25 protein-coding genes are annotated in these 23354 nt (G+C 71.2%); 16 read left to right on the top strand and 9 right to left on the bottom strand.

Translation table 11 applies throughout. From position 1 onward, the window contains the following. Positions 1 to 62 precede the first annotated feature (62 nt). Genes Q5425_RS36680 through Q5425_RS36670 form a run of 3 tightly spaced genes read left to right on the top strand, consistent with a single transcriptional unit; the run spans position 63 to position 3635 of the window. On the top strand, positions 63 to 515 hold the full coding sequence (locus tag Q5425_RS36680; protein WP_308676976.1) for a 2Fe-2S iron-sulfur cluster-binding protein: 453 nt from the start codon (positions 63 to 65) through the stop codon (positions 513 to 515). Beyond that, the gene (locus Q5425_RS36675; protein ID WP_308676975.1) at positions 502 to 1464 is read left to right on the top strand and encodes a xanthine dehydrogenase family protein subunit M; all 963 of its coding nucleotides are present in this window, start codon (positions 502 to 504) and stop codon (positions 1462 to 1464) included. The genes Q5425_RS36680 and Q5425_RS36675 overlap by 14 nt, the downstream gene beginning before the upstream one ends. Next, entirely contained in the window at positions 1461 to 3635 is a 2175-nt protein-coding gene (locus Q5425_RS36670; RefSeq protein ID WP_308676974.1) for a xanthine dehydrogenase family protein molybdopterin-binding subunit, read from the top strand. The genes Q5425_RS36675 and Q5425_RS36670 overlap by 4 nt, the downstream gene beginning before the upstream one ends. A 66-nt stretch (positions 3636 to 3701) precedes the next feature. On the opposite strand, the gene Q5425_RS36665 is transcribed toward Q5425_RS36670, so the two are convergent. Continuing rightward, the gene (locus tag Q5425_RS36665) at positions 3702 to 4565 is read right to left on the bottom strand and encodes a hypothetical protein (RefSeq protein WP_308677086.1); all 864 of its coding nucleotides are present in this window, start codon (positions 4563 to 4565) and stop codon (positions 3702 to 3704) included. 287 nt (positions 4566 to 4852) lie between these two features. Between Q5425_RS36665 and Q5425_RS36660 the strand changes: the two genes are divergently transcribed. Further along, on the top strand, positions 4853 to 5047 hold the full coding sequence (locus Q5425_RS36660) for a PspC domain-containing protein (protein ID WP_308676973.1): 195 nt from the start codon (positions 4853 to 4855) through the stop codon (positions 5045 to 5047). A 104-nt stretch (positions 5048 to 5151) separates the two neighbouring features. On the opposite strand, the gene Q5425_RS36655 is transcribed toward Q5425_RS36660, so the two are convergent. Further along, on the bottom strand, positions 5152 to 5817 hold the full coding sequence (locus Q5425_RS36655) for a TetR/AcrR family transcriptional regulator (RefSeq protein WP_308676972.1): 666 nt from the start codon (positions 5815 to 5817) through the stop codon (positions 5152 to 5154). 119 nt (positions 5818 to 5936) lie between these two features. On the opposite strand from Q5425_RS36655, the gene Q5425_RS36650 reads away from it, so the two are divergent. Further along, positions 5937 to 7436 carry an MFS transporter gene (locus Q5425_RS36650; protein WP_308676971.1) on the top strand — a complete coding sequence of 500 codons (1500 nt, stop codon included), beginning with the start codon at positions 5937 to 5939 and terminating at the stop codon, positions 7434 to 7436. Positions 7437 to 7486: 50 nt separating this feature from the next. Here Q5425_RS36650 and Q5425_RS36645 read toward each other — a convergent pair whose 3' ends face one another. The 3 genes from Q5425_RS36645 to Q5425_RS36635 are packed head-to-tail and all read right to left on the bottom strand — an operon-like array spanning position 7487 to position 10109. Next, entirely contained in the window at positions 7487 to 8146 is a 660-nt protein-coding gene (locus Q5425_RS36645) for a response regulator transcription factor (protein ID WP_308676970.1), read from the bottom strand. Then, positions 8143 to 9279 carry a histidine kinase gene (locus tag Q5425_RS36640; RefSeq protein ID WP_308676969.1) on the bottom strand — a complete coding sequence of 379 codons (1137 nt, stop codon included), beginning with the start codon at positions 9277 to 9279 and terminating at the stop codon, positions 8143 to 8145. Before Q5425_RS36640 ends, Q5425_RS36645 begins: the two co-directional genes overlap by 4 nt. Next, positions 9276 to 10109, bottom strand: a complete 834-nt coding sequence (locus Q5425_RS36635) for a type II CAAX endopeptidase family protein (protein WP_308676968.1) — start codon at positions 10107 to 10109, stop codon at positions 9276 to 9278. The genes Q5425_RS36640 and Q5425_RS36635 overlap by 4 nt, the downstream gene beginning before the upstream one ends. Before the next feature lie 158 nt (positions 10110 to 10267). Between Q5425_RS36635 and Q5425_RS36630 the strand changes: the two genes are divergently transcribed. After that, complete coding sequence (locus Q5425_RS36630; protein ID WP_308676967.1) at positions 10268 to 10678, top strand: sigma factor; 411 nt, start codon at positions 10268 to 10270, stop codon at positions 10676 to 10678. Next, the gene (locus Q5425_RS36625) at positions 10678 to 11328 is read left to right on the top strand and encodes a hypothetical protein (RefSeq protein ID WP_308676966.1); all 651 of its coding nucleotides are present in this window, start codon (positions 10678 to 10680) and stop codon (positions 11326 to 11328) included. Before Q5425_RS36630 ends, Q5425_RS36625 begins: the two co-directional genes overlap by 1 nt. Here the strand turns inward: Q5425_RS36625 and Q5425_RS36620 are convergent. From Q5425_RS36620 to corA, 3 genes are all read right to left on the bottom strand, one after another. Then, entirely contained in the window at positions 11325 to 12164 is an 840-nt protein-coding gene (locus Q5425_RS36620; protein ID WP_308676965.1) for a chromosome partitioning protein ParB, read from the bottom strand. The two genes, Q5425_RS36625 and Q5425_RS36620, sit on opposite strands and share 4 nt — an antisense overlap. Then, positions 12161 to 12811: a metallophosphoesterase gene (locus Q5425_RS36615; RefSeq protein ID WP_308676964.1), complete on the bottom strand. Its 651-nt coding sequence runs from the start codon at positions 12809 to 12811 to the stop codon at positions 12161 to 12163. The genes Q5425_RS36620 and Q5425_RS36615 overlap by 4 nt, the downstream gene beginning before the upstream one ends. Before the next feature lie 181 nt (positions 12812 to 12992). Beyond that, a complete protein-coding gene (corA, locus tag Q5425_RS36610) occupies positions 12993 to 14075 on the bottom strand; it encodes a magnesium/cobalt transporter CorA (protein ID WP_308676963.1) in 1083 nt (360 codons plus the stop codon). Between the two features lie 320 nt (positions 14076 to 14395). Between corA and Q5425_RS36605 the strand changes: the two genes are divergently transcribed. Further along, on the top strand, positions 14396 to 14899 hold the full coding sequence (locus tag Q5425_RS36605) for a MaoC family dehydratase (protein ID WP_308676962.1): 504 nt from the start codon (positions 14396 to 14398) through the stop codon (positions 14897 to 14899). A gap of 7 nt (positions 14900 to 14906) precedes the next feature. Then, positions 14907 to 16001, top strand: a complete 1095-nt coding sequence (locus tag Q5425_RS36600; RefSeq protein WP_308676961.1) for a DUF2332 domain-containing protein — start codon at positions 14907 to 14909, stop codon at positions 15999 to 16001. Between the two features lie 130 nt (positions 16002 to 16131). Here the strand turns inward: Q5425_RS36600 and Q5425_RS36595 are convergent, their stop codons facing one another. Next, positions 16132 to 16545 (bottom strand): NUDIX domain-containing protein, encoded by a 414-nt coding sequence (locus Q5425_RS36595; protein WP_308676960.1) that lies wholly within the window; start codon positions 16543 to 16545, stop codon positions 16132 to 16134. A gap of 196 nt (positions 16546 to 16741) precedes the next feature. Between Q5425_RS36595 and Q5425_RS36590 the strand changes: the two genes are divergently transcribed. The 7 genes from Q5425_RS36590 (at position 16742) to Q5425_RS36560 (ending at position 23075) form a co-directional block, all read left to right on the top strand. Continuing rightward, positions 16742 to 16906: a hypothetical protein gene (locus Q5425_RS36590; RefSeq protein ID WP_162472554.1), complete on the top strand. Its 165-nt coding sequence runs from the start codon at positions 16742 to 16744 to the stop codon at positions 16904 to 16906. A 21-nt stretch (positions 16907 to 16927) separates the two neighbouring features. Then, complete coding sequence (locus tag Q5425_RS36585) at positions 16928 to 17488, top strand: PH domain-containing protein (protein WP_003095467.1); 561 nt, start codon at positions 16928 to 16930, stop codon at positions 17486 to 17488. A gap of 48 nt (positions 17489 to 17536) precedes the next feature. Continuing rightward, the gene (locus tag Q5425_RS36580; RefSeq protein WP_396135336.1) at positions 17537 to 18400 is read left to right on the top strand and encodes a PHP domain-containing protein; all 864 of its coding nucleotides are present in this window, start codon (positions 17537 to 17539) and stop codon (positions 18398 to 18400) included. Position 18401: 1 nt separating this feature from the next. Then, positions 18402 to 19022 (top strand): MarC family protein, encoded by a 621-nt coding sequence (locus tag Q5425_RS36575; RefSeq protein WP_308676958.1) that lies wholly within the window; start codon positions 18402 to 18404, stop codon positions 19020 to 19022. Between the two features lie 124 nt (positions 19023 to 19146). Further along, complete coding sequence (locus Q5425_RS36570) at positions 19147 to 21609, top strand: alpha-L-rhamnosidase C-terminal domain-containing protein (RefSeq protein ID WP_308676957.1); 2463 nt, start codon at positions 19147 to 19149, stop codon at positions 21607 to 21609. 146 nt (positions 21610 to 21755) lie between these two features. Next, positions 21756 to 22607 carry a PD-(D/E)XK nuclease family protein gene (locus tag Q5425_RS36565; protein ID WP_308677085.1) on the top strand — a complete coding sequence of 284 codons (852 nt, stop codon included), beginning with the start codon at positions 21756 to 21758 and terminating at the stop codon, positions 22605 to 22607. A gap of 12 nt (positions 22608 to 22619) precedes the next feature. Next, positions 22620 to 23075, top strand: a complete 456-nt coding sequence (locus Q5425_RS36560) for a hypothetical protein (RefSeq protein WP_308676956.1) — start codon at positions 22620 to 22622, stop codon at positions 23073 to 23075. Positions 23076 to 23354: the final 279 nt, after the last annotated feature.

Raw genomic sequence — 23354 nt, 5'->3', positions numbered from 1 at the left:
CCCCCTGACACCGTCCCCACCACACCGTCGGGTGACTCGCCCGGCTCCGCGGAAAGAGACCAGTGGAAATCTCACTCCAAGTCAACGGCACCACCGAACACCTGGACGTCGATCCCGGCGTCACGCTCCTGGACGCGCTGCGCGAGCGCCTCGCCGTCACCGGTCCGAAGAAGGGCTGCGACCGCGGCCAGTGCGGGGCCTGCACCGTGCACGTCGGCGGCAAGCCCGTGCTGTCGTGCCTCACCCTGGCCGCCACCGTCAAGCAGCCCGTGACGACGGTCGAAGGACTGTCCACCGAGGACGGGCTGCACCCGGTGCAGCAGGCCTTCGTCGACCAGGACGCCCTGCAGTGCGGGTTCTGCACCGCCGGGCAGATCATGTCGGCGGTCGCGGCCGTCGAGCAGGACGTCGAGGACGTGCGGGAGTTCATGTCCGGCAACCTCTGCCGGTGCGCGGCCTACCCGAACATCGTCAAGGCCGTCGAGCAGGCGAGGCGGGCCGATGCGTCCCTTTGAGCTGACCGCACCCACCACCGTCGAAGCGGCGGTCGCCACGCCCGGCACGTACCTCGCCGGCGGGACGACCCTGGTCGACCTCATGAAGCTCGACGTCCTGACCCCGCAGCACGTCCTGGACATCAACGAGGTGCCGTTGCGCGGCATCGACACCACCGACGGGCTGCGCTTCGGCGCGCTGGAGCGGATGGGCACCATCGCCGCGCACCCGGGCGTCTACCCGGCGATCTCGCGCGCCCTGCTGCTCAGCGCGTCCCAGCAGCTGCGGAACATGGCCAGCATCGGCGGGAACCTGCTGCAGCGCACGCGCTGCACGTACTTCCGCGACGTCGCGATGCCGTGCAACAAGCGCGCGCCCGGCAGCGGCTGCTCCGCGCTCACCGGCGCGAACCGGATGCACGCGATCCTCGGCACGAGCGATGCGTGCGTGGCCACCCACGCCAGCGACGTCGCCGTCGCCTTGGTCGCGCTCGACGCGCGCCTGCGGCTGGTGGACGCGGACGGCACCCGCGAGGTCGCGCTCGGCGAGTTCTACCGGCTGCCCGGCGACACCCCCGCCGTCGAGAACGACCTGCGCCCCGGCGAGCTGATCACCGAGGTGATCGTGCCCCGGCTGGACTGGGCCGCGAACTCCACCTACGTCAAGGTGCGCGACCGGCAGTCCTACGAGTTCGCGCTGTGCTCCGCGGCCGTCGCGCTCGACGTCCGCGACGGGATCGTCGCCCACGCCCGGGTCGCGGCCGGCGGCGTCGGGACGGTGCCGTGGCGGCTGCCGGGTGTCGAAGCGGCCCTGCGGGGCGCCCCGGCGACCCAGGCCACCTTCGAAGCGGCCGCCGCGGTGGCGGCCGACGGCGCGCAACCGCTGGCCGAGAACGGGTTCAAGGTGCCGCTGCTGCAGCGGACCATCGTCCGCGCACTGCTCGAACTGACCGAGGGGGGTTCCCGATGATCACCCGGCTGGACGCGCCGCTGAAGGTCACCGGCGAGGCCAAGTACGGCGCCGACCACTCCTTCTCCGGGATGGTCTACGGCTACGTCGTGCTCAGCACGATCGCCCACGGCGAGATCGAGGCGATGGAGGTCTCCGCGGCGAAGGGCGCGCCCGGGGTGCTCGCCGTGTACACGCCGTTCGACCCGCTGACGCTGCGGACGCCGAGCCTGCCGACCTTCGGCGAGACGTGGGTTCCGTTGCAGACCAGGGAAGTCACCTACTACGGCCAGCCCATCGGCTTCGTCGTCGCGGAGACGTTCGAACAGGCTCGCGACGCCGCGGGGCTCGTCGAGGTCACCTACCTCCCGCGCCCCGCCCGCACCTCGCTCGCCGAGCACCTCGACACGGCCGAACCCGCGGCACCGACCTTCGGCGAGGCTCCCCCGGAAATCGAGGTGCTCGAAGACGGCGTCGAATCGTTCGAAGCCGCCCTGGCCGCGAGCCCGGTGGTCGTCGAGGCGACCTACACGACGGCGACGCAGAACCACGCCGCCATGGAGCCGCATTCCGCGGTCGCGGTGTGGGACGACGGCGTGCTGACCGTCTACAGCGGGAACCAGGCGACGCACATGCAGGCGGTGGAATTGGCCATGGCCCTCGAGCTGCCCCCGGAAGCCGTCCACGCGGTCAACCCGTTCGTCGGCGGCGCGTTCGGCGGCAAGGGGCGGACGTCCACGCCGGCGTTCCTGGCCGCGGCGGCCGCCCGGGCGCTCGGCCGGCCGGTGAAGGCCGCGCTCGCCCGCGAACAGGTCTTCACCGCCACCGCCGGCCGGGCCTCGACGATCCAGAAGCTCGCGATCGGCGCCGAGCCGGACGGCACCCTGGTCGCCCTGCGCCACGACTCGTGGTGCCACACGGACACCGCCCGCTCGTTCGTCGAACCGACGTCGCACGGCACCTCGCGCGAGTGGTACGCCACGAAGAACCTGTCGATCACCCAGAAGATCGTGCCGCTGAACCTCCCGCCGACGACGTTCATGCGGGCTCCCGGCGAGGCACCCGGCTCGTTCGCGCTGGAGAGCGCGCTCGACGAGCTCGCCGTGAAGCTGGGCATGGACCCGATCGAGCTGCGTGTCCGCAACAACTCGACCGCCCCGCCCGGGCACGACCTGCAGTGGTCGAGCAAGCACCTCGACGAGTGCTTCCGCATCGGCGCGGACCGCTTCGGCTGGGCGCACCGCCCGGCGGGCACGCGCACCGACGGCGACTGGCTCGTCGGCACGGGCGTGGCCACGGCGGTGTTCCCGGCCCTGCGGTTCCCGGCCACGGTCGGCGTCACGTTGCTCGCGGACGAAACCGCCGTCGTCGCCACCAGCGGCGCGGACCCCGGCACCGGCCTGCTGACCGTGCTGTCGTTGGTGGGCGCGGAGTCGCTGGACATCCCGGCGGACCGGATCGTGCCGCGGCTCGGCGACTCGTCCCTCCCGCCGGGCGGTATGTCCGGCGGTTCCACGGCGACGGCGAGCGCGGGCACGGCGATCATGCTCGCGGCCACCAAGGCGATCGACGAGCTGGTCGCCCTCGCCGCCGATCCGGGTGCGCCGTTCGAAGGCCGCCAGGTCACCTACGCCGACGGCCGCGTCTTCGCCGACGGGGATTCCATGACGTTCGGTGAGCTGCTGCGTGCCGTGGGACGCGAATCGCTCGAGGTGACCGGCACCTCGGCGCCCGGCGAAGAGATGACCAAGCACTCGTTCGCCTCGTGGGGTGCCCAGTTCTGCGAGGTCCGGGTGCACAAGTGGACGCGCGAGGCGCGGGTGTCCCGGATGCTCGGGGTGTTCGACGCAGGCCGGATCATCAACGACAAGGCGGCCCGCAGCCAGCTCATGGGCGGCATGATCTGGGGTGTGTCGGCCGCGTTGCACGAGGGCCTGGAGATCGAGGCGAACGGCCGGCTCGCCAACGGCGACTTCGCGGGCTACCTGCTCCCGGTCAACGCCGACATCCCGGAGGTCGAGGTCCAGTTCGTCGAGTACCCCGACACCCTGCACAACGCGGTCGGCGCGCGGGGCCTGGGCGAAATCGGCACGGTCGGCATGGCGGCGGCGGTCGCCAACGCCGTGTACAACGCCACCGGCATCCGGGTCCGGCACATCCCGATCACCATCGAGGACCTCCTCGAAGGCTGACCCCGCGGGCGGAAGCGGTCGTGAGTGGTAAGGCGGGTTAGAACCCGCCTTACCACTCACGACGCGTCAGGGGGTCGGGAGCCGGGGGAAGATCGACGTCGCCGCGGTGCGGGCCAGTGCGCACGTGCCGTCGCCCGCCGTGCCCGCCGTCTCGACCACGCTGATCTCCGCCAGTTCCCGGCGGCCCGGCAGCCCGGGCGCCGGCTGGGTGGTGTCGACGAGGCAGAACGCGCCCGCCACCCGGACGCGCGCCTCGCGGCCGCCGAGCGGCTCGGCCGGGCCGGACGGCTCCGTCGTCTCCACCGTCAGCTTGAAGCTGACCTTCCCGCGGATGCAGCTGTGCCCGGAGAGGCCGATCGACGGCTGGGTGGCCCGGCCCGCGGCGGCGTCGAGGTCGTGGTTGTCGAGCAGGACGCACGGCGCCACCCGGCCCCACGAACGATCCGGGAACGTCAGCCGCCCGACCTTGCGCGCGGTGATCGCGGCCAGCGCGGAGCCGACGGCGGCGTCCGCGACGCCGCAGCGGGCGGCCTGGTCGTCACCGTCGTCGGCGACCGACAGGTCGAGCCGGGTGCCGTCGGCGAAGGTGATGGCGCGGGTGCACGCGCTGCGGTCGTTGAACATCGACTGCTGGACCGCGACGCCGTCGGGGACGGACCCGGGGTAGTCGTAGGGCTTGATGTTCGGGTCGGAGTCGAAGGCCAGCGGCCCGACGCGGAGCGTGCGCGGGCCGTCGGTGGCGTGGCAGTCCTCGAACGTCGGGACGGCGACCGCGCCGGGGGCCACTGCGGGCACGTTCAGCAGGCTGCAGTAGTCGATGCTGCCGAAGTCGCCGAGCGCGTCGGTGGCGGTCAGCGGCGTGGGCCCGGGATCCGGTTCGGGGGTGGCCTGGGTGGCGGCACAGCCACCGGCGAGCAGGGCGCAGAGCATCGCGACGGCCAAGCGTTTCGGGCGCGGGTACACGGGGTGCAAGTATCACCGCATCGGGCCGAAAAACCAGCCCTGACGGGGACATCTCTCAAATTTTCCGCCGGTCCGTCCGGGAAACGCGCTGGTCATCGGAATTCCGGCCGGATTCGGCGGAGTTCGCCGGCCATCCGAACGATTTTCGGATCGGGCCGTCCCCTAAGGGAGCTTTCCTTCCCGGGAGCGATGCGGGAGTGGGTACTCCGGTGGTGAAGTGGAGCTATCGGAACTTCGAGGAAAAGGAAACGACGATGAGCGCACCGGTGACCCGACGGCTGACCCGCCCCCACCACGGCCGCATGATCGGCGGCGTCTGCGCGGGCCTGGCCCGGCGGTACGGCATGAAACCCGGCACCGTGCGGCTGCTGGCCGTGCTGTCCTGCCTGCTGCCCGGGCCGCAGTTCGTGGCCTACATCGTCATGTGGGCGGTCGTCCCGTCCGAGTGAGCCGCCGGCGGGTACGGAAGTCCCGCGACGCTGCGGCGATGCGGGCTTCCGCTGCCGTGCCCGAAGTGCGGTGAGGTCGCCGGGCCTGGCGGACTGCGCCTGAGTCAGGGGCGCCAGCAGGACATCGCTTCGTCGACTTCGTCCTCGCCGAGCGGCGGGCGGGGCAGCTTCGACGGCTCGCCCGGGTGGGCGCGCAGGCCGTCGAGCAGCATCGCGAGGCAGCGGCGCCACAGGTCCGGCTCCACCGCGGACGTGAACTCGATCACCGAGCCGATCATCATGTGCACCAGCGGGGTGTCCGTCGGGGAGAAGTCGGCGCGCAGGCCGCCCGCCTCCTGAGCCCGCTCGACGAGCCGTGTGATCAACGGCACCAGCCGCGCTTTTTCCTCGGCCACGTGCTCGTGGCCGAACTTGTTCGACAGCATGATCTCGCGCAGCCCGCGGTCCCCCGAGTGGAGTTCGATCGACTTCCAGGTGAAGTCGACGAAGGCCTGCCACGCGTCCTCGGCCTGCAGCGCCTTCTCGGCGAGGTCGCCGATTTCTTCCATCCGCTCGGCGAACATGGCCTCGACCAGGTGTTCCTTGCTGGGGAAGCGGCGGTAGACCGTGCCGACGCCGAGACCGGCGTGGTGGGCGATGTCGTCCAGCGTGGCTTCGAGCCCGCGCTGACCGAACACCTCGCGGGCCGACGCCAGGATGCGACGGCGGTTGAGTTCAGCGTCACGCCGCAGCGGCCGCGCCGGTGCGGCGGGACCAGCGTCCCGTGCCATGCCGTCCAGTCTAGCCCCTGAAGTAGAGGCGTCCTCTCCGGTTCTTGTGTACCTTGGGTCGAGTAAGGGGAGATACCTACTCCACATAATCTTCTGATCACTTCCTGTGAGGACACTCCATGCCCGAGTCCACACTCGCCGCCGCGCCGCCGGGGGACGCGCGCGCCGGCGAAAACCCCCACCACGCCAGACGCTGGCTGATCCTGGTGATGATCGGCGTCGCGCAGCTGATGGTCGTGCTGGACGCGACCGTGGTGAACATCGCGCTGCCGTCGGCCCAGGTCGACCTGGGCTTCTCCAACGACGCCCGGCAGTGGGTCGTCACGGCCTACGCGCTCGCGTTCGGCAGCCTCCTGCTGCTCGGCGGGCGGCTCGCGGACCTCTTCGGCCGCAAGAACGCCCTCCTCGTCGGCCTGGCCGGCTTCGCCGCGGTGTCCGCGATCGGCGGTGCGGCGACCAACATCGAGATGCTGCTCGTCGCCCGTGCGGCCCAGGGCGTGTTCGGCGCGCTGCTCGCGCCGGCCACCCTTTCGCTGCTGACCACGACGTTCACCGACCCGAAGGAACGCGGCCGCGCGTTCGGCGTGTTCGGTGCCATCGGCGGTGGCGGCGCCGCGATCGGCCTGCTGCTCGGCGGCGTGCTCACCGAGTACCTCGACTGGCGCTGGTGCATGTTCGTGAACATCATCTTCGCGGTCGTCGCGTTTGTCGGCAGCTCGCTCCTGCTGCGCAACCAGAAGGACGAGGGCCCGCGGCCGAAGCTGGACCTGCCGGGCGCGGTGACGGCGTCGGCCGGTTTGTTCGCGCTGGTCTACGGCTTCGCGAACGCCGAGTCGGACTCGTGGTCCTCGGCGTCGGTGTGGGGCTTCCTGGGCGCGGGTGTGGTGCTGCTGGGCGTGTTCGTGTGGCTGCAGCAGCGCGTCCAGCACCCGCTGCTGCCGCTGCGCGTGCTGCTCGACCGCGACCGCGGCGGCTCCTACCTGGCGATGTTCCTGCTGGCCATCGGCATGTTCGCGATCTTCCTGTTCCTGACCTTCTACGTGCAGCAGAACCTGCAGTTCACGCCGATTCAGAGCGGCTTCGGGTTCCTGCCCATGGTGGCGACGCTGATGCTGTCCGCCACGACGGCGACGGCCGTGCTGCTGCCGCGGTTCGGCCCCCGGCCGCTGGTGCCGACCGGCATGGCGATCGCCGCCGCCGGCCTCTTCTGGCTGAGCGGAATCGGTCTCGACAGCACGTATGCGTCCGGCGTCCTGGGCCCGCTCCTGGTCATGGGCTTCGGCATCGGGCTGGCGATGGCGCCGGCGATGAGCGTCGCGACGTTCGGCGTCGAGGCGCGCGACTCGGGCGTCGCGTCCGCGGCGGTCAACACGGCGCAGCAGGTCGGCGGCTCGATCGGCACGGCGCTGCTGTCGACCCTGGCCGGCAACGCGGCCACGGCCTACGTCGCGGGCAAGACCCCGACGCCGCAGCTGGCGGCGGAGGCGTCGATCGAGAGCTACACGACGGCCTTCACCTGGGCCGCGGTGATCTTCGTGGTGGGTGCGGTGCTCAGCGGCCTGATGCTGCGCCCGGGCGTTCCGAAGGGCGAGGCGGCGCCGGGCGCCGTCCACATGTAACCCGGTCCGGGAAAAACGGGCCTCCCGGTTTCGGCCGGGAGGCCCGTTTTTCACGTCACGAGGCCGTGGCGGTAGGCGTAGACGACGGCCTGGACGCGGTCGCGGAGGTCCAGCTTGGTGAGGATCCGCGACACGAAGGTCTTGACGGTTTCCTGGCTGATCACCAGCCGCTGCGCGATTTCGCTGTTGGAGAGGCCGTCCGCGAGCAGGCGGAGCACCTCCAGCTCGCGAGGGGTCAGCGGGAGGTCGCGCGCGGAGTCCCCGGCGGGGCGGATCCGGGCGGCGTGCTTGCCCACCAGCCGGCGCGTCACGTCCGGGTCCAGCAGCGCGGCGCCCGTGGCGACGGTCCGGATCCCGTGCAGCAGCTGCGCCGGCGGCGCGTCCTTGAGCAGGAAACCGCTCGCGCCCGCGCGCAGCGCCTCGTAGACGTACTCGTCGAGGTTGAACGTCGTCAGCACGAGCACCTTGACCGGGTCCGGTACCCCGGCTCCGGCCAGCAGGCGGGTGGCCTCGATGCCGTCGAGCACCGGCATGCGCACGTCCATCACGACGACGTCCGGGCGCAGCCGGGTCGCGAGGTCGACCGCGGCCCGCCCGTCGCCGCATTCGCCGACCACCTCGAAATCGGGCTGAGCGGCGATGATCGTCACCAGGCCGGTGCGGATCAGCATCTGGTCGTCGCAGACCAGGACCCGGATCGGCGCGCTCACGCCGGGTTCCCCGTCGGGATCCGGGCGGTCACGACGAAACCGCCTCCGGCAGCCCCCGCGCTGAAGTCGCCGCCCAGGACGCCGACCCGTTCCCGGAGCCCGGCGAGGCCGCGGCCGCTCCCGCCGGGGGACACGCTCCCGGCACCACTCGTGCGGACCGTGACGGCGATTTCCCGGTCGCCGTGGTGCACTTCGACCGCGGTGTGGCTGCCTCGGGCGTGCTTGAGGGCGTTCGTCAGGGCTTCCTGCACGACCCGGTAGGCCACCAGATCGGCGCTGCCTGCGGACTCCGCGGGCGTGCCCTCCTCGGTGAACTCCACCGGCTGCCCGGCCTGGCGCGCCTGCTCGACGAGCGCTCGGAGCCCGCCCGGCGACGGCGTCCGAGGCTCGTGGTCGGGGTTGAGCAGGTCGAGCAGGTGCCGCAGGTCGGTGATGGCCCGCCGGCCGGTGTCGGTGATCGCGGTCAGGGTCCGGTCCAGCCGATCGGGCGCGGCGGTCAGGTACCGGGCCGCCTCCGCCTGCACGACCATCGCCGTCACGTGGTGGGTGACGACGTCGTGGAGCTCGCGGGCGATGGCGGCGCGTTCGACGGCCCGGGTGTCCTCGGCGACGCGGCGGCGCTGCCCGGCTTCCGCGGCGCGGGTGGTGCGCAGCCAGACCCCGATGCCCCACGCGAAGGCCAGCAGCAGGAAGAACGTCACGAACTCCGACGGCGGCTCCGGACCCAGCGGGGAAAGCACGATCGCCAGCACCACGTACGCCGCGGAAAACAGCAGTGCGGTGACGCGCCGCCGCTGTCCCAGGTGGGCTCCCGCGCTGATCAGCGCGAAGGCCAGCGCGGTGCCCGCGACCGTGTGGTAACCCCGGAGCTGGTCGACGGCGAAGCCGAGCGACACCAGCGTGAGGCAGAGGGCCGGCCACCGCCGCCGCACGGCGAGCGGGAGGCTTTCGACGGCGACCACCACGACGGCCAGCGCGTCGAAGGGACGGGACGGCACGCCGCCGAGCTGCGTCCCGTGGTTCTGCAGCACGGGCAGGAACGCCGAGACCAGGAACAGCAGCCCGAGCGGGAGGTCGCGGACCACGACGTCGAGCCGGCGCCACCGCGCCAGGGCCGCCCGGTGATCGATCACCGGGAAAGTGTAGTGACGTCGGCGGCCCGCTCGGCGCGACGGCGGGGCACCAGGTTGCCGCGCCGGTGGGCCAGCCAGAGGAACGCGCCGGTCGCCAGTACGCAGAACAGCACCGAGTAGAGGCTCCCCTCCGGGCCGAAGTCGCCGCCGGTGATGAGGGCCGGGCCGGACGTCACGGCGTCGAGCAGCCCCTGCGGGGTGCCGTTGCCGGAGACCTCCGTGCCGAAGATCCCGGCCGCGGCGAAGTTCCAGCCGAAGTGCACGCCGATCGGCACCCACAGCTTGCGCGTGGCGGCGTAGGCGGCGGTCAGCAGGCCGCCGGCCTCGATGGCGATGGCGATGGCCCCCCACAGGCTCGCGTGCGGGTTGAACAGGTGCGAAAGGCCGAACACCACCCCGGTCAGCACCAGCGCGATCCAGGTGCCGGTGCGTTCCTCGACGATCCGGAACAGGATGCCGCGGAAGAGCAGTTCCTCCGTCACCGCCGCGGCGGCCATGAAGCCGATGAGCCCGATCGCGCCCGGCACCGTGCCCCAGCCACGGACGTCGTAGTCGCCGAGCAGGGCGATGTTCGCGATGACGAGCCCGAACAGCGCGAGCCCGAGCAGCGTCCCCCGGCCGAGCGCAAGCCCGGCGCCCGGTCCGGCCAGCTCGGTGACCGGGCGCTGCTCGGTCTTCTGCACCACCCACCGGTAGGCGGCGCCCGCGAGCACGGCGGTCAGGACCCCGATCAGCAGGGTGAGCCACGGGTTTCCCTCCACAGCGGCAACACCCTGTTGCCCGATGAACGCGACCGCGGCCACGGCCAGCAGCTGCCAGACGACCCTCATGGAAATCCCTTTCGCCGGATCCGCGGCGGATGCCCCGCGGCCTGCGACGAACGCTAGGGATCCGGCGGGCGGGAATCGTCACCGCGGAGAGGACATCTGCCCGTAGCTCGCGCGGGGGACGCTTGAACCTCCCGGGGGCCCCGCGCACTGATAAGGGAGTGGCCGGAGACGCCGATTTCAGCGAGTACTTCGCCGCGCGGGTCCAGCGGTTCCGCCGGGTGGCGTTTGCGCTCTGCGGCGGCTGGCACGCGGCCGAAGACCTGGTCCAGGCGATGTTCGTCCAGCTGTACCGGCGCCGGCGACGGGTCCGCCCGGGCACGGTCGACGCCTACGCGCGCCGCATCCTGCTGAACCTGTTCCTGGCTGGGCGGCGGGTTTCCGGGCGCGAGTACGTGACGTCGTCGGTGCCGGAGGAGGAGTCGCCACCGGGCCGGGACCCGTCGTTGCGCCTCGACGTGGAGCGCGCGCCGGCGGGGTTGACGCCCCGGCAGCGGGTCAAGTCCCAGACGGCCCGCGGGGTCGAAGCCTTGCGTGCGGCCCTGCCGGCGCAGACCGGAGAGGAGTGGTGATGGACGAGGTCCGGTCGTTGCTGACGGCTTACGTGACCGAGGACGAGCCCCCGATCGGCCTGTCCGGGGCGGCGGTGCTCGCCGCGGCCCGCCGGTCCCGCCGGCAGCACCTGCTCACGGCGGTGGTGGCCGTGGCCGTCATCGTGCCGGCCCTGGGGCTGGCGGTGGTGGTGCTGCCGCGCCGGGGCGAGGTCGCGAACGCGCCCTGCCCGGCGGCTTCGGACACGCGCGCGGCCCTGGTCGATCGGCTGAGCTGCGTGGTGGGTCGTGCGGTGCGTTCGCTGCTGCCGCCGGACGCGCAGATCACGCGGTTGACGATCCCGGGGGAGACCCCACCGGCGGACCCGTTCCACCTGATCGCCGACCCGGCCGGGGACGCGCCGCGGGACGCGTTGGTCCACATGGGGGTCCGGGTGACCGACTCACGGGGCTCCGGGTCGGTGTACCTGCTGATCGTGCCCAGCCGCAATTCGGGCGGCCCGCCGTGCGAAGAACGGGGGGAGATCCTCTGCCGCACGGAACCGGCACCGCAGGGCTTGTTGTGGCTGTCGACGCTCCGTTCCGGCGACATGCCTCGGCAGCGCCCGGAGCCGACGCTGACCCTCGAGCAGGTGCGGCAGCCGGCGTTGACGCCGGGGCTGGAGATCTAGGGCCGCCGGGAGCGCAGGGCCTCGATCACCTCGTCGTCCCAGCGGTGGGTCCGGATCAGCCGGTACCGCTCGGCCGCCACCCACATGTACGCCTCCGCGTCGGTCCGGTCGCCGATCAAGCCGGCTTGGCGCAGCATCGCCACCACCGGGACGAACTCCTCGTCGAACCAGCGCTGCGCCACGCTCGCCCGGTCGCAGAACCTGCCTTCGTCCTGCATCAACCGGAAACCCCACGCCTCCACGTGCTCACCCAGCATCGCGTAGTCCCACGGGTCCGACACGATCACCGACGCGCGCGCGTGACCGGTCAGCGGGACGCGGTCCAGGAACAGCCTGCGGTAGTCCTTGACGATCAGGTCGCCGCGGTGGCGGATGCCGCCCGGGGCCAGTTTGGTCCGGACGACCGTCACCGAAGCCTCTATTGTGGACAGTCCCTGGGCGATCGCCACCGAGACGCGGTGGTGGCCGTCGATGATGAAGTGCAGTTCGCCCACCCGGTAGACCTCGATCGGGGGGATCTCCTCGCCGCGGCGGGCGGCCAGGGCCAGGCGTTCCCAGCGCTCGCGGACGCGGGCGGACGTCGGGCGGAAGCGGCGGTCGAAGTCGCGGCTGCGGTCGACCGTGCCGACGATCGAGTCCAGCTTGATCACCCGCAGCCCGATGCGGTGCTCGCCGAGGTAACCGAGCGCCTCCACCACCTCGTGGAACGGCAGCATGATGTTGACGTCGTCGGGCTCGCGACGCAGCCACGTCGAAAGCCGCGAGAGCACCTGGCCCCGGCGGGCGCGGAGGAAGTCGTTCTCCGCGTCGGCGCGGGGGAATCCCGTCTCTTTCATGAGAACTCCATGATCCGGTGGCCCACCACGTTGCGGATCCGGGTTTCGCCGGCGACGCGGTCCGGCACCGGCTCGCCGTGGGGGTGGATGTGCCCGTGCAGCAGCCACTTCGGTCGCAGCGCCTCGATCGTGGGATGCAGGCACGCGAACCCGCGGTGCGGCGGGTCCGCCCGGTCGCCAAGGTCCAGCGGCGGCGCATGCGTCAGCAGGACGTCGACGCCCTTGCCGTCGCGGCGTCGCCGCCACCGGGCGCGCCGCACCAGGCGGCGGGCCCGGCGCGCCTGCTGGCGCTGCGTCCACTGGTTCGGCCCGTCGTTGTAGCGGACCGAGCCGCCGAGCCCGGCGAACCGGAGGCCGGCGACGTCGACGACCCGGCCGTCGGCGTTGACGCCGCCCGCCGGGCCCGGCCAGACCGTGGGGAAACCGTCCTTCATGGACAGCCCGCCGTAGCGGGTGTAGCCGCTCAGGTCCGGGTCGTGGTTGCCGGGCACGAACACGCACGGCACGTCGAGCGCACTGGCCAGGAAGGCCAGATAGTCGTAGGGCAGGTCGCCGGCGCCGATGACGAGGTCGACGGAGACGGCGCGGACCGCGTCGGTCCACAACCGCTCGTCGACCTCGTCGGAGACGACCAGCGCTTTCGGCATGGGCCCAGGGTACGACCCCGGGACGTCACTTCATGCCGTGCGCGAACCCCGGGTCGGCGACGATGACAAAAGTGATGACGAAGATCCAGACGAGGCTGAGCGCGAGCGCCCAGAACTTCAAGTTGGACAGCATGCGAGGCATCACGAATTCTCCGAATCCGGTGGGGAAAGAAAGGGGGACCTAGAGCCAGCCGTTCTTCCGGAATATTCGGTACAGCAACAGGCAGATCGCCAGGATCACGGTGATCACCAGCGGGTACCCGAACTTCCAGTGCAGCTCGGGCAGGTAGTCGAAGTTCATCCCGTAGATGCCGGCGATCATCGTCGGCACGGTGATGATCGCCGCCCACGACGTGATCTTGCGCATATCGGTGTTCTGCTGGAGGGAAATCTTCGCGACGGTCGCGTCGACCAGGGTGGAGAGCAGTTCGTCGAACGCCGCGACCCGCTCGGACACGGTCGTGAGGTGGTCGGCGACGTCCCGGAAGTAGGAGCGGACCTCGTCCGGCACCAGCCGCGTGTAGCCCTCGGCCAGGCGCTGGATCGGCGTCGCCAGCGGCATCACCGCCCGGCGCAGCTCGAGGACCTCCCGCTTCATCAGGTAGATCTGCTCGGCGCTGACCTGCGAGCGGGGCGCGAAGACCTGCGCCTCCATCACGTCGATGTCGCTCTCGATCCGCCCGGTGACGTCCAGGTAGTGGTCGACGACGTGGTCGGTGATCGCGTGCACGACCGCGGACGGCCCGAGCTTCAGCCGCTCCGGGTCGTCGTCCAGCTCACGCCGCAGCCTCGCCAGCCCCGAGTGGTTCCCGTGCCGCACGGTGATCACGAAGTCGCGGCCGAGGAACACCATCAGCTCGCCGGTCTCGACGATCTCGTTCGCCGTCGTGGGCGACTCGTGTTCGACGTACCGGACGGTCTTGACCACCAGGAAGAGCGTGTCGTCGTAGCGCTCCAGCTTCGGCCGCTGGTGCGCTTCGAGCGCGTCCTCGACCGCCAGCTCGTGCAGCCCGAACGTGTCCGCGACGCCCTGGATCTGCTGGGCGTCCGGCTCGTGCAGCCCGATCCAGACGAACCCCTCGTGCCGCTTCCGGACCTCCTTGATCGCCTCGGAGTGGGTCCAGCGGCCGGGCAGGCGCTCACCGGCGACGTAGACCGCGCAGTCGACGACGTACGCGGACAGCGGCACCGCGACCGGGCGGACCGGGACCGCGCCCTTGTTGCCGCGGCCGCGGAGGCCGCCGAGCGAGGGAATGGCAGGCATGGGATCTCCTGGTGTCGTGCGTGGTCGTGCGAGACGACTGACCAGGGGCGGAAACGCGTCCGCCCGGCGACGCACCAGCGTTCCCGGGGGGTGAGAAGGCCTACCGGGGGATGAGCCGGCCGGCCGGTGAGGTGGGAACGCTGGGACTACTAGGGAGCGGACTATCGCCACTACTCATCGAGTTCCTCACCTCCTTCGGTCCGGCGGCAAACAGTGGTGGGGCTCGCGTTGACGCACGAACACCGATGGTTGAGGGTACTCCTCACCACGGATGCGTGTCGTACCAGGCTCACGCGGTGTTACGCGACAGGAGATGACGAGTGCAGTTCGGCCGGTACTACGAGGAGTTCGAGGTCGGTGCGGTCTACAAGCACTGGCCGGGCAAAACGGTCACCGAATACGACGACCACCTGTTCTGCCTGATCACGATGAACCACCACCCGCTGCACCTGGACGCCCACTACGCCGGGGAGTCGACCGACTTCGGCAAGAACGTCGTCGTCGGCAACTACGTCTACTCGCTGCTGCTCGGCATGTCCGTGCCCGACGTCTCCGGCAAGGCCATCGCGAACCTCGAGGTCGAGTCGCTCAAGCACGTCAAGCCGACGTTCCACGGCGACACGATCTACGGCGAGACCGAGGTGCTGGACAAGACGCCGTCGAAGTCCAAGGACGACCGGGGCGTCGTGTACGTCGAGACCCGCGGCTACAAGCAGGACGGCACGATCGTGTGCACCTTCCGGCGCAAGGTGATGGTGCCGAAGCGCTCCTACGGGGAAACTCGGGGCGGGGAGCAGCCGGGCCGGCCGGTGCCGCACGAATGAGGCTCTGATGGACCTGGACGGGATCAAAGGAATACTCCGCACGTTCGCGGAGGTCGAGGCGCGCGGGGTCTCGCCGCTGTACGAGCACCTGGCGCTGCAGGCGGCTTCGGACGACGACGTCGCCGGGCTGCTCGCTTCGGCCCGCGACGGCGAGGTGCGGGCGACGCTGCTGATGGCGACCGCGCACCGGCTCGTGCAGGCGGACCCGATCCACCCGCTTTCGCGCTACTACCCGTCGCTGGGCGGGTTCGACGGCGTCGACTCCGAGACGTGGCCGTTGTTCCGGTCGTTCCTGCTGGAGCGGGCGGACAAGGCGCGGACGCTGATTTCGTCGCGCTACACGCAGACCAACGAGGTCCGGCGGGCGGCATTGCTGTACCCGGGCGTGGCGCGGGCGGCTCGCGAAGCGGGCGGGAAGGTCTCGCTGCTGGAGGTGGGCTGCAGCGCGGGGCTCTTGCTGGGCCTCGACCGCTTCGCCTACCGCTACCAGTGCGACGGCGGCGAGCAGCTGACGGCGGGCCCGGCGAAGGCCGCGGTCGGCCTGCACTGCGCGCTGGACCTGGCCCCGGGCGCGGTGGTGCCGAAGCTGCCGAAGAAGCTCGCGGTGCTGGATCGCGCGGGGCTCGACCGGGCGCCGGTGGACCTGTCGGACGAGGACGAGCTGGCGTGGCTGGAGGCGTGCGTCTGGGCCGACCAGCCGGACCGCATCAGGCTGCTCCGCACGGCGGCGGCGGAGCAGGCTCGTCACCGGCCCCGGCTGATCACCGGGGACGGGGTCGACGACCTGGCGTCGGCGGCGGAGTCCCTGGAGGGGCCGCTGGTGGTGCTGACGAGCCACGTCCTGGCGTACTTCCCGGCGTCGCGGCGGTCCGCGTTCATCGCTGCTTTGGCCGAGCTGGCTTCTTCGCGGCCGGTCTGGTGGGTTTCGGAGGAGTTCTACGGGGCCGGGCTGGAGACGGTGCTGCCGGAGCGGTCGGACCTGGCGGGTGCCGATGGGCTCGCGACGCTGGGCGTGGTCCGGTGGGAGGGCGGGAAAGCCGAGGCGCACGCCTTGGCCCGGACCGCGCCGCACGGGCAGCGGATGACCTGGTTGCCGCTGTAGCCGGCCGGGTGTCCACAGCCGGGGCGGCTTGTGGACAAACGGCTGCGCGGGGCCGGTTTTGTCCGTGGGCGCCGGTAGACTGGATCCGGGGACGCCCCCCGGGAAGGGCGGGGGCTGCTGTTCGCGGGCCTCAGGTCCGTGGTAACGCTTCCCAATCACGCAGCGTCACGAAAAGCAGGTCCACCAGTTCTCCAGCCGCCTCCAAGGCCTCGAGGTCTGCCGCATCGGACCAACGAACTGCGGAGGCGTCATCACCCGCCGTGAGAACCCCGCCCACCACTTCGCAGGCGTAGTCGTGGATCTCGTACGGTCCGCGCGTCACGGTCCCGATCAGTGTGCCCGGAATCACCTTCAGGCCGGTTTCTTCGGAAAGTTCTCTGACCACGGCCGTTTCGTCCGATTCGCCCGGTTCTACCCGGCCGCCCGGCAGCGACCACCGGCCCGATCCGGGGTCGTTGACCCGCCGGATGAGCAGCAAGCGGCCCTGGTCGTCGAACGCGATCCCGCCGACGCAACGGATCGTGGTGCTGATGACGCCGTCCATGTCCCAAAGGGTAGACGTCCCCGACTTGAAAACCGATGTCCTGTACACGGAGAGTAGCCGTACGGTACACTTCGGACCGCGTGCTGACCCAAGCGCGGGACTTTCCTCCCCTACGCCTGTTCAGTGCGGTACAACGTAAAACGTCAGGATCTCTGCTGTTGTCCGGTGTCACCGTAAGAGACGGGATTTGATCGCGGTGAACGTGAAGAAGATTGCGGGCCTCGCCGGCATCGCGTTGGTGCTGTTCTTCGTCATCGCCCAGCCTGGGCAGGCTGCCGGCCTCGTCGGCAACATCATCGACTTCCTCCGAAGCTCGGCCGAATCGGTGATCACCTTCGTCAGCAGCGTGTTCAAGGGCTGATCGCGGGGTTACCCTCGAACCATGTTCGCGCCACGCGACCCCGACGAGTACCTCCTCGACACCGAGCGGCGGGTCATCCGGATCCGCCGCCACTGGGCGGTGCTGCTGTGGGACACCTTCGAGGCGGCCGCCCTGCTGGCCGTCTGCGTGCTGGTGTCCTACCTGCTGCCACCGGCGCTGTACATCGGCCAGAACATCCTCTGGTACGTCGCGCTGCTCGTCGTCCTGCGGTTCGCCTACGTGGTGATGGAGTGGTGGGTCGAGCGCCTGGTGGTCACCGACAAGCGGTTCGTCATGACCACCGGGGTGTTCACCACCAAGGTGCTGATGATGCCGATCAGCAAGGTCACCGACCTCAGCTACGTCCGCACGGCCACCGGCCGCATGATGGGCTACGGCACGATGGTGGTGGAGTCCGCCGGTCAGATCCAGGCGCTGAACAAGATCGACTTCCTGCCGCGGCCCGAAGAGTTCTACGACACGATCTCCGAGCTGGTCTTCGGCGACAAGCAGAAGCAGGCCGAACGCTTCTCGATGATCAAGGCCCAGCGGGCCGCCCGCGGCAAGAAGCCGGTCGGCTGACCCGTCCCGCCGCGCATGTGACGTAGCGCATCGTCGACAATGGACCCGATGCGCATCGACCTGCACGCCCACTCCACCGCTTCCGACGGCACCGACACGCCGGCCGGGCTCGTCGCCGCGGCCGCGAAAGCCGGGCTCGACGTCGTCGCGATCACCGACCACGACACCACCGCGGGCTGGGCGCCCGCTTCCGAAGCGGTGTCACCAGGCCTGACGCTGGTTCCCGGCGCCGAGCTCTCCACGGTGTCGGCCGACCCCGAAACGGGCCGGCAGATCAGCGTCCACCTGCTTGCCTACCTCTTCGACCCGACGTCGGAGCCCGTCGTCACCGAGCAGACCCGGCTGCGGCTCGAGCGCCGCACCCGGCTGCGGCGGATGGCCGAGCGGATGGCCGCCGACGGTCTCCCGATCGACGCCGACGAGATCTTCGGCCTGCTGCCCGAGGACTCCCCGCCCGGACGTCCCCACCTGGCCCAGGCGCTGGTCCGCGCCGGGCTGGTCAAGTCCGTCGACGAAGCCTTCGCCGACTACCTGAGCCCCCGGCGCGGCTACTACGTCGCCCGTCGTGACACGCCGGTCGAGGAGGCCATCGACATGATCGCCGCCGCCGGCGGCGTCACGGTCGTCGCGCACCCCTTCGCCTTCAGCCGCGGCGCCACGATCAGCGAGGACACCCTCGCCGGGCTGGCCGCGCGCGGGCTCACCGGTGTCGAGGCCGACCACCCGAACCACGACGCGCCGACGCGGGCCCGCACCCGCGAGCTGGCCGGCGAACTCGGCCTGCTCGTCACCGGGTCCAGCGACTACCACGGCACCAACAAGACGATCGCGCTCGGCGAGTGCACCACCGACCCCGGGCAGTTCGAAGAGCTCGCTTCGCGCGCCACGGGGTTCCAGGTCGTGAAGGGCTGACATGGCGCTCTTCGACGCGAAACTGTTCATGAGTGCGACGATCACCCTGATCGTCATCATGGACCCGCCCGGCACCGTGCCGGTGTTCCTCAGCCTCGTCGGCCGCAAATCGATGGCGGCCCGGGCGCGCGCCGCCCGGCAGGCCGTCCTGGTGTCGCTGCTGGTCATCAGCCTGTTCGCGGTCGCGGGCCAGGCGATCCTGGCCTACCTCGGCATCGGCATCCCGGCGCTGCAGGGCGCGGGCGGGCTGCTGCTCCTGCTGATCGCGCTGCAGCTGCTCACCGGCAGCGGGCACGAGCCGGAGGCGGCGGGCGAAGACGTCAACGTCGCCCTGGTGCCGCTGGGCACGCCGCTGCTGGCCGGGCCCGGCGCGATCGCCGCGACCATCGTGTTCGTCCGGCAGGCCGACGGGCACGTCGGCGCGTACATCGCACTGGCGCTGGCGATCGTCACGACCCACTTCGTGATCTACCTCTGCATGCGCTACTCCGGCTTCGTCATCCGGCTGATCAAGGAAAGCGGCATCACGCTGCTGGCCAAGGTGGCCGGTCTGCTGCTCGCGGCCATCGCCGTGGAGCTCGTCGCGAACTCCGTCCGCGGGTTCATCTCCGGCGCCGGCTGACGCTGCCACCCGGGTTGTCCTGCCGGACAGGAAACGCCCGCTGCGTTGACATCGTTGGCACCGGTCCCGCAGCCTGAACCTCAGCTCAGCGTTTGAAACGATTCAACGCCTTGCGGAGGCCTCGATGAAGTGGCTCAGAGCATTCCTCCCGGTGACGGTGCTGGTGGCGAGCGGTGTGGTCGCGGCGCCCGCCGACGCGGCGCCGGGCTGGCAGAAGTACGTCGTCGCACCGGCGAGCCGGGACGTCCGGCCGGTGCGGGTGCTGTCCACCACCGGAGACGTCACGAACCCGAACGGCCTGCTCGGGCGCGGCGTGGCGACCCTCAAGCGGCAGGCGCCCCCGCCGAAGCCGGCGTGGCCCGCGGGCACCACGGCGGCCGCGTCGTCGTTCCACGCGCCGAACAGCGGCGGGAACGGGCAGCCGCGCACCTACGAGCCCGGCAACGCCGTCGACGGCAACACCGGGACGTTCTGGAACGACGACACGATCGGCGCCTACCCCGACGTCCTGACGATCACCGCGGGCGCGGCGGTCGCGCTGCCCGGCGTCACCGTGCTGTCCAATGTGGACGGCGTGCCGCAGGACTTCACGGTCGAGGTGTTGGACGGCGGCCTGTGGCGGGTCGCGGCTTCGGTGAGCGGGAACACGGCCGTGCAGCGGGCGGTGACGTTCGACCGGCCGGTGACGACCGCGCAGGTCCGGATCACCGTCACCCAGGACCAGAACACCCCGTCCGGCGAGTTCAGCCGCGTCAGCGAGGTCTGGCCCGGCCTGGTCGCCGACCCGCCGGTGCCCTCGGCCGTCGTCGACTTCGGCAAGGTCGTCGCGGGTTACCCGAAAATCGCGTTCGCGGGCGCGTCGGCGAACCGGCCGGGCGTCCGGCTGGCGTTCTCGGAAACCCTTCAGTACCTGGGCGAACGCTCCGACTTCACCCGCTCGGACTTCTCCGGCGGGCCGGGCACCGACCAGTTCGCCGTGCCCTCGACGCCGACGGTGTGGCGCGACACCAAGGGCTGCGCTTCGGGGACGCAGGTGTGCGCGGACGGCCTGCACGGCTTCCGCTACCTGCGGATCAGCCTCGACGCGCTGGCGTCGGACGCACCCCTTGCCCAGCCCTCGGGTGAGGTGCGGATCAGCGGCGTCTCGCTCGACTTCACGCCGTTCCTCGGCACGCCGTCCACCTACCGCGGCTGGTTCGAGTCGTCGGACGAAGACCTGAACCGGTACTGGTACGCGGCGTCCTACACGAACGAGCTGGGCATGGACACCTTCCGCGAGTCCGATGTGGACCCGCGCGGCGCGTTCTCGCCGTCGCTGGACGGCAAACTGGTGCTGCACGACGGCGCGAAGCGCGACCGGGACCCGTACGTCGGCGACGTCGCGGTGTCCGGCCTGACCCAGTACCTGACGCACCAGGACGGCACGGCCGCGAAGAACGTCCTCGCGGACCTGGCCGACCACCAGCGCGCAGACGGCTGGATCCCGCCCGCGTCGATCAACGGCTACACGTTGCCGCTGTTCGATTATCCGCTCTGGTGGGTGACCTCGAGCTGGGACTACGTGCTCTACACGGGCGACACCGCGTACGCGGCTTCGTACTACTCACACCTCGTGAAGACGCTCGACAGCTGGTACCCGTCGGTCACCGATTCGCGCGGGTTGCTCGCGAAGGGCCTCAACGGCACAGGCGGCTACGGCGACTACGCGTTCCTGCCGCGTACAGGCGAAGTGACGTACTACAACGCGTTGTACGTCCGGGCGCTCCAAGGTGCGGCGGGTCTGGCGCGGGCGACGGGGCACGCGGCGGACGCGGATCGCTGGCTTGCGCGGGCTTCGGGCGTGGCCGCGGCGGTGAACCAGTACCTGTGGGACCCGGCGGCGGGTGCGTACCTCGACTCGGCGACGGGCGCGGTGCGCCACGGCCAAGACGGCAACAGCCACGCGATCCTGGCCGGTATCGCGTCGCCTCCGCAGGCTTCGTCCGCGTTGGCGCGTCTCGCGGCGGGCGCGCTGCCGTACGGGAACCCGTTCATGGACAACGACACTCTCGTCTCCGACGGCACGAAGCGCGTGTACGCGTTCACGTCGTTCCCCGAACTGCAGGCGCGGTTCCGGACCGGGCAGACGGCGTCCGCGATCGACCAGATCAAGCGGATGTACGGCTGGATGGCCACGCACGACCCGGGCATCACGGCGTGGGAGGGCATCGGCGAGGGCGGCTCGCACTACGAGCAGGGGTACACGTCGGCCGCGCACGGCTGGTCGACCGGTGTCGTGCCGGTGCTGACGAACGAGCTGCTGGGCGTCTCGCCGACGTCGCCCGGCTTCGCGACCTGGACGGTTTCGCCGCACCCCGGTTCGGTTTCGTGGGCGCGGGGAGCGGTGCCGACGCCGAAGGGCGCGTTGTCGGCTTCGTGGTCCCAGCAGGGCTCGGTGTTCTCCCTGACGGTGACCGCGCCGCGCGGGACGTCCGGCTCGCTGGTGGTGCCCGCCGGCCGGTTGGTGCTGCTGGACGGGCGTCCGCTGCGCGCGGCGGGCCCGCTGACCGTTTCCGGCGGGACGCACACGGTGCTCGTCGTGCGGTAGGCCGGGCTTTCCGCGCGGGGTGACTCGCCCCGCGCGGAAAGTGTCGGTGACATTTGGGGCTTCGCCCCAGGTCGGGGGCTCCGCCACCCGAGCCCCCGAAAAAACTGTCGGTGGTGGTGCGTAGCGTGGGCGGCGTGAAGGAGCAGATGGGCTTCGACTTCGGCGTCGCGCAACCGGTGCGGCTCACGAAGGTCTCGCCGGCGCGGCTGGCGACCTTCGACGACTGCCCGCGCCGGTACCGCCTCGCGTACCTCCAACGGCCGACACCGCAGCGCACCGGGCCATGGGCGCACAGCACGCTGGGCGCGGTGGTGCACAACGCGCTGCGGGCGCTGTTCGACCTGCCGGTGCTCAAGCGGGTGCCGCAGCGGGCGGTGGCGCTGGTGGCCGAGCACTGGAAGGACGCCGGCTTCGAGAGCGACGAGCAGGCCGCGCGGTACCGCGCGCGGGCCAAGGGCTGGGTGGCGGAGTACGTCGAGGACAACGACGTCAGCCACGACCCGGTCGGCCTCGAGCGGTGGGTATCGGCGCCGGTCAGCTCCACACCGGGGGAGCGGCCCTCGATGATCATCGAGGGCCGCACGGACCGGATCGACGCCCGCTCGGGGGAACTCGTGATCGTCGACTACAAGACGGGTCGGCGGCCACCGGACGAGTACGAGGCCCGCGCGTCGCAAGCGCTGGCGTTGTACGCGGTCGCGGCGTCGCGGACGTTGCGGATGCCGTGCACCACCGTGGAGCTGCACCACCTGCCGAGCGGCACGATCGCGGCGGCGGAGCACACGGAGGAGAGCCTGCGCCGGCACCTGCAGCGCGCGGAGGAGACCGCCGGTGACCTGAGGCTGGCCACGGATACCCTGGACGCGGGCGGCGACGGGGACGTGCTGTTCCCGCCCCGCCCGGACCGGCGTTGCGCTTGGTGCGACTTCAGGCCGAGCTGCGCAACGGGCCAGGAAGCGGCCCCGGCGGCGCAGCCGTGGGACCTGCTCGCGCCCTGAACGGGAGGGAACGTGGCTTCACCGGACACCGACGAACTGGCGACGGTCCCGCTCCCGGCCGCGCCCCCGGCCGCCGAGCCGGAGCACATCCAGCCGGAACCCTCCGAGCCGGAGCGCATCCAGCCGGAACCTTCCGCCCCGGAATCCTCCACACCGGCGGCCTCTGCCGCACCGGAACCCTCCGCACCGGCTCGCCCGCGCGGCCGCTGGTGGCGCGGAATCACCGGCTCACTGGCGGCCGGGCTCGCGGTCCTCGCGGTCGGGATACTCGTAGTCGCGGGCATCTGCCTGTACACCGGCGCCCCCGGCCCGGGCGCAACCCTGCTGATCGGCCACCCGGTGGCGGCGGTACTGGCCCTGCTCGCTCAGCGCGCCGCCGACCGCCGCGACGGACCGGCTGCGGTGGGCGCGGGAGTAGCGGTAGCCCTATTCACAGTCTCGGCCCTAACCCTCTTCTGGCTGACCTGACCCAGCCCGCACGCGACTTCCGTCCCCAGTCACGCGACTTCCGGCCTCAATCACGCGAGATGCCCCTTCAATCACGCGAGATGCCTCCCCAGTCACGCGAGATGCCCGCTCAGTCACGCGAGATACCCCTCGGCACCCGCGAATCTCGCCGCCGCTCGCGTGATCGAGACCGGAACTCACGTGATTGGGGACGTAACTCGCGTGATTGGGGACGGAACTCGCGTGATTACGACGGAACTCGCGTGATGCAGCGGGCATCACACGTGATTGGAGGGGCAT

The sequence above is a fragment of the Amycolatopsis sp. A133 genome, from assembly GCF_031082405.1.
In the GTDB taxonomy this organism is placed as follows: Bacteria; Actinomycetota; Actinomycetes; order Mycobacteriales; family Pseudonocardiaceae; genus Amycolatopsis.
This window is presented reverse-complemented; position numbering and strand designations above follow the sequence as displayed.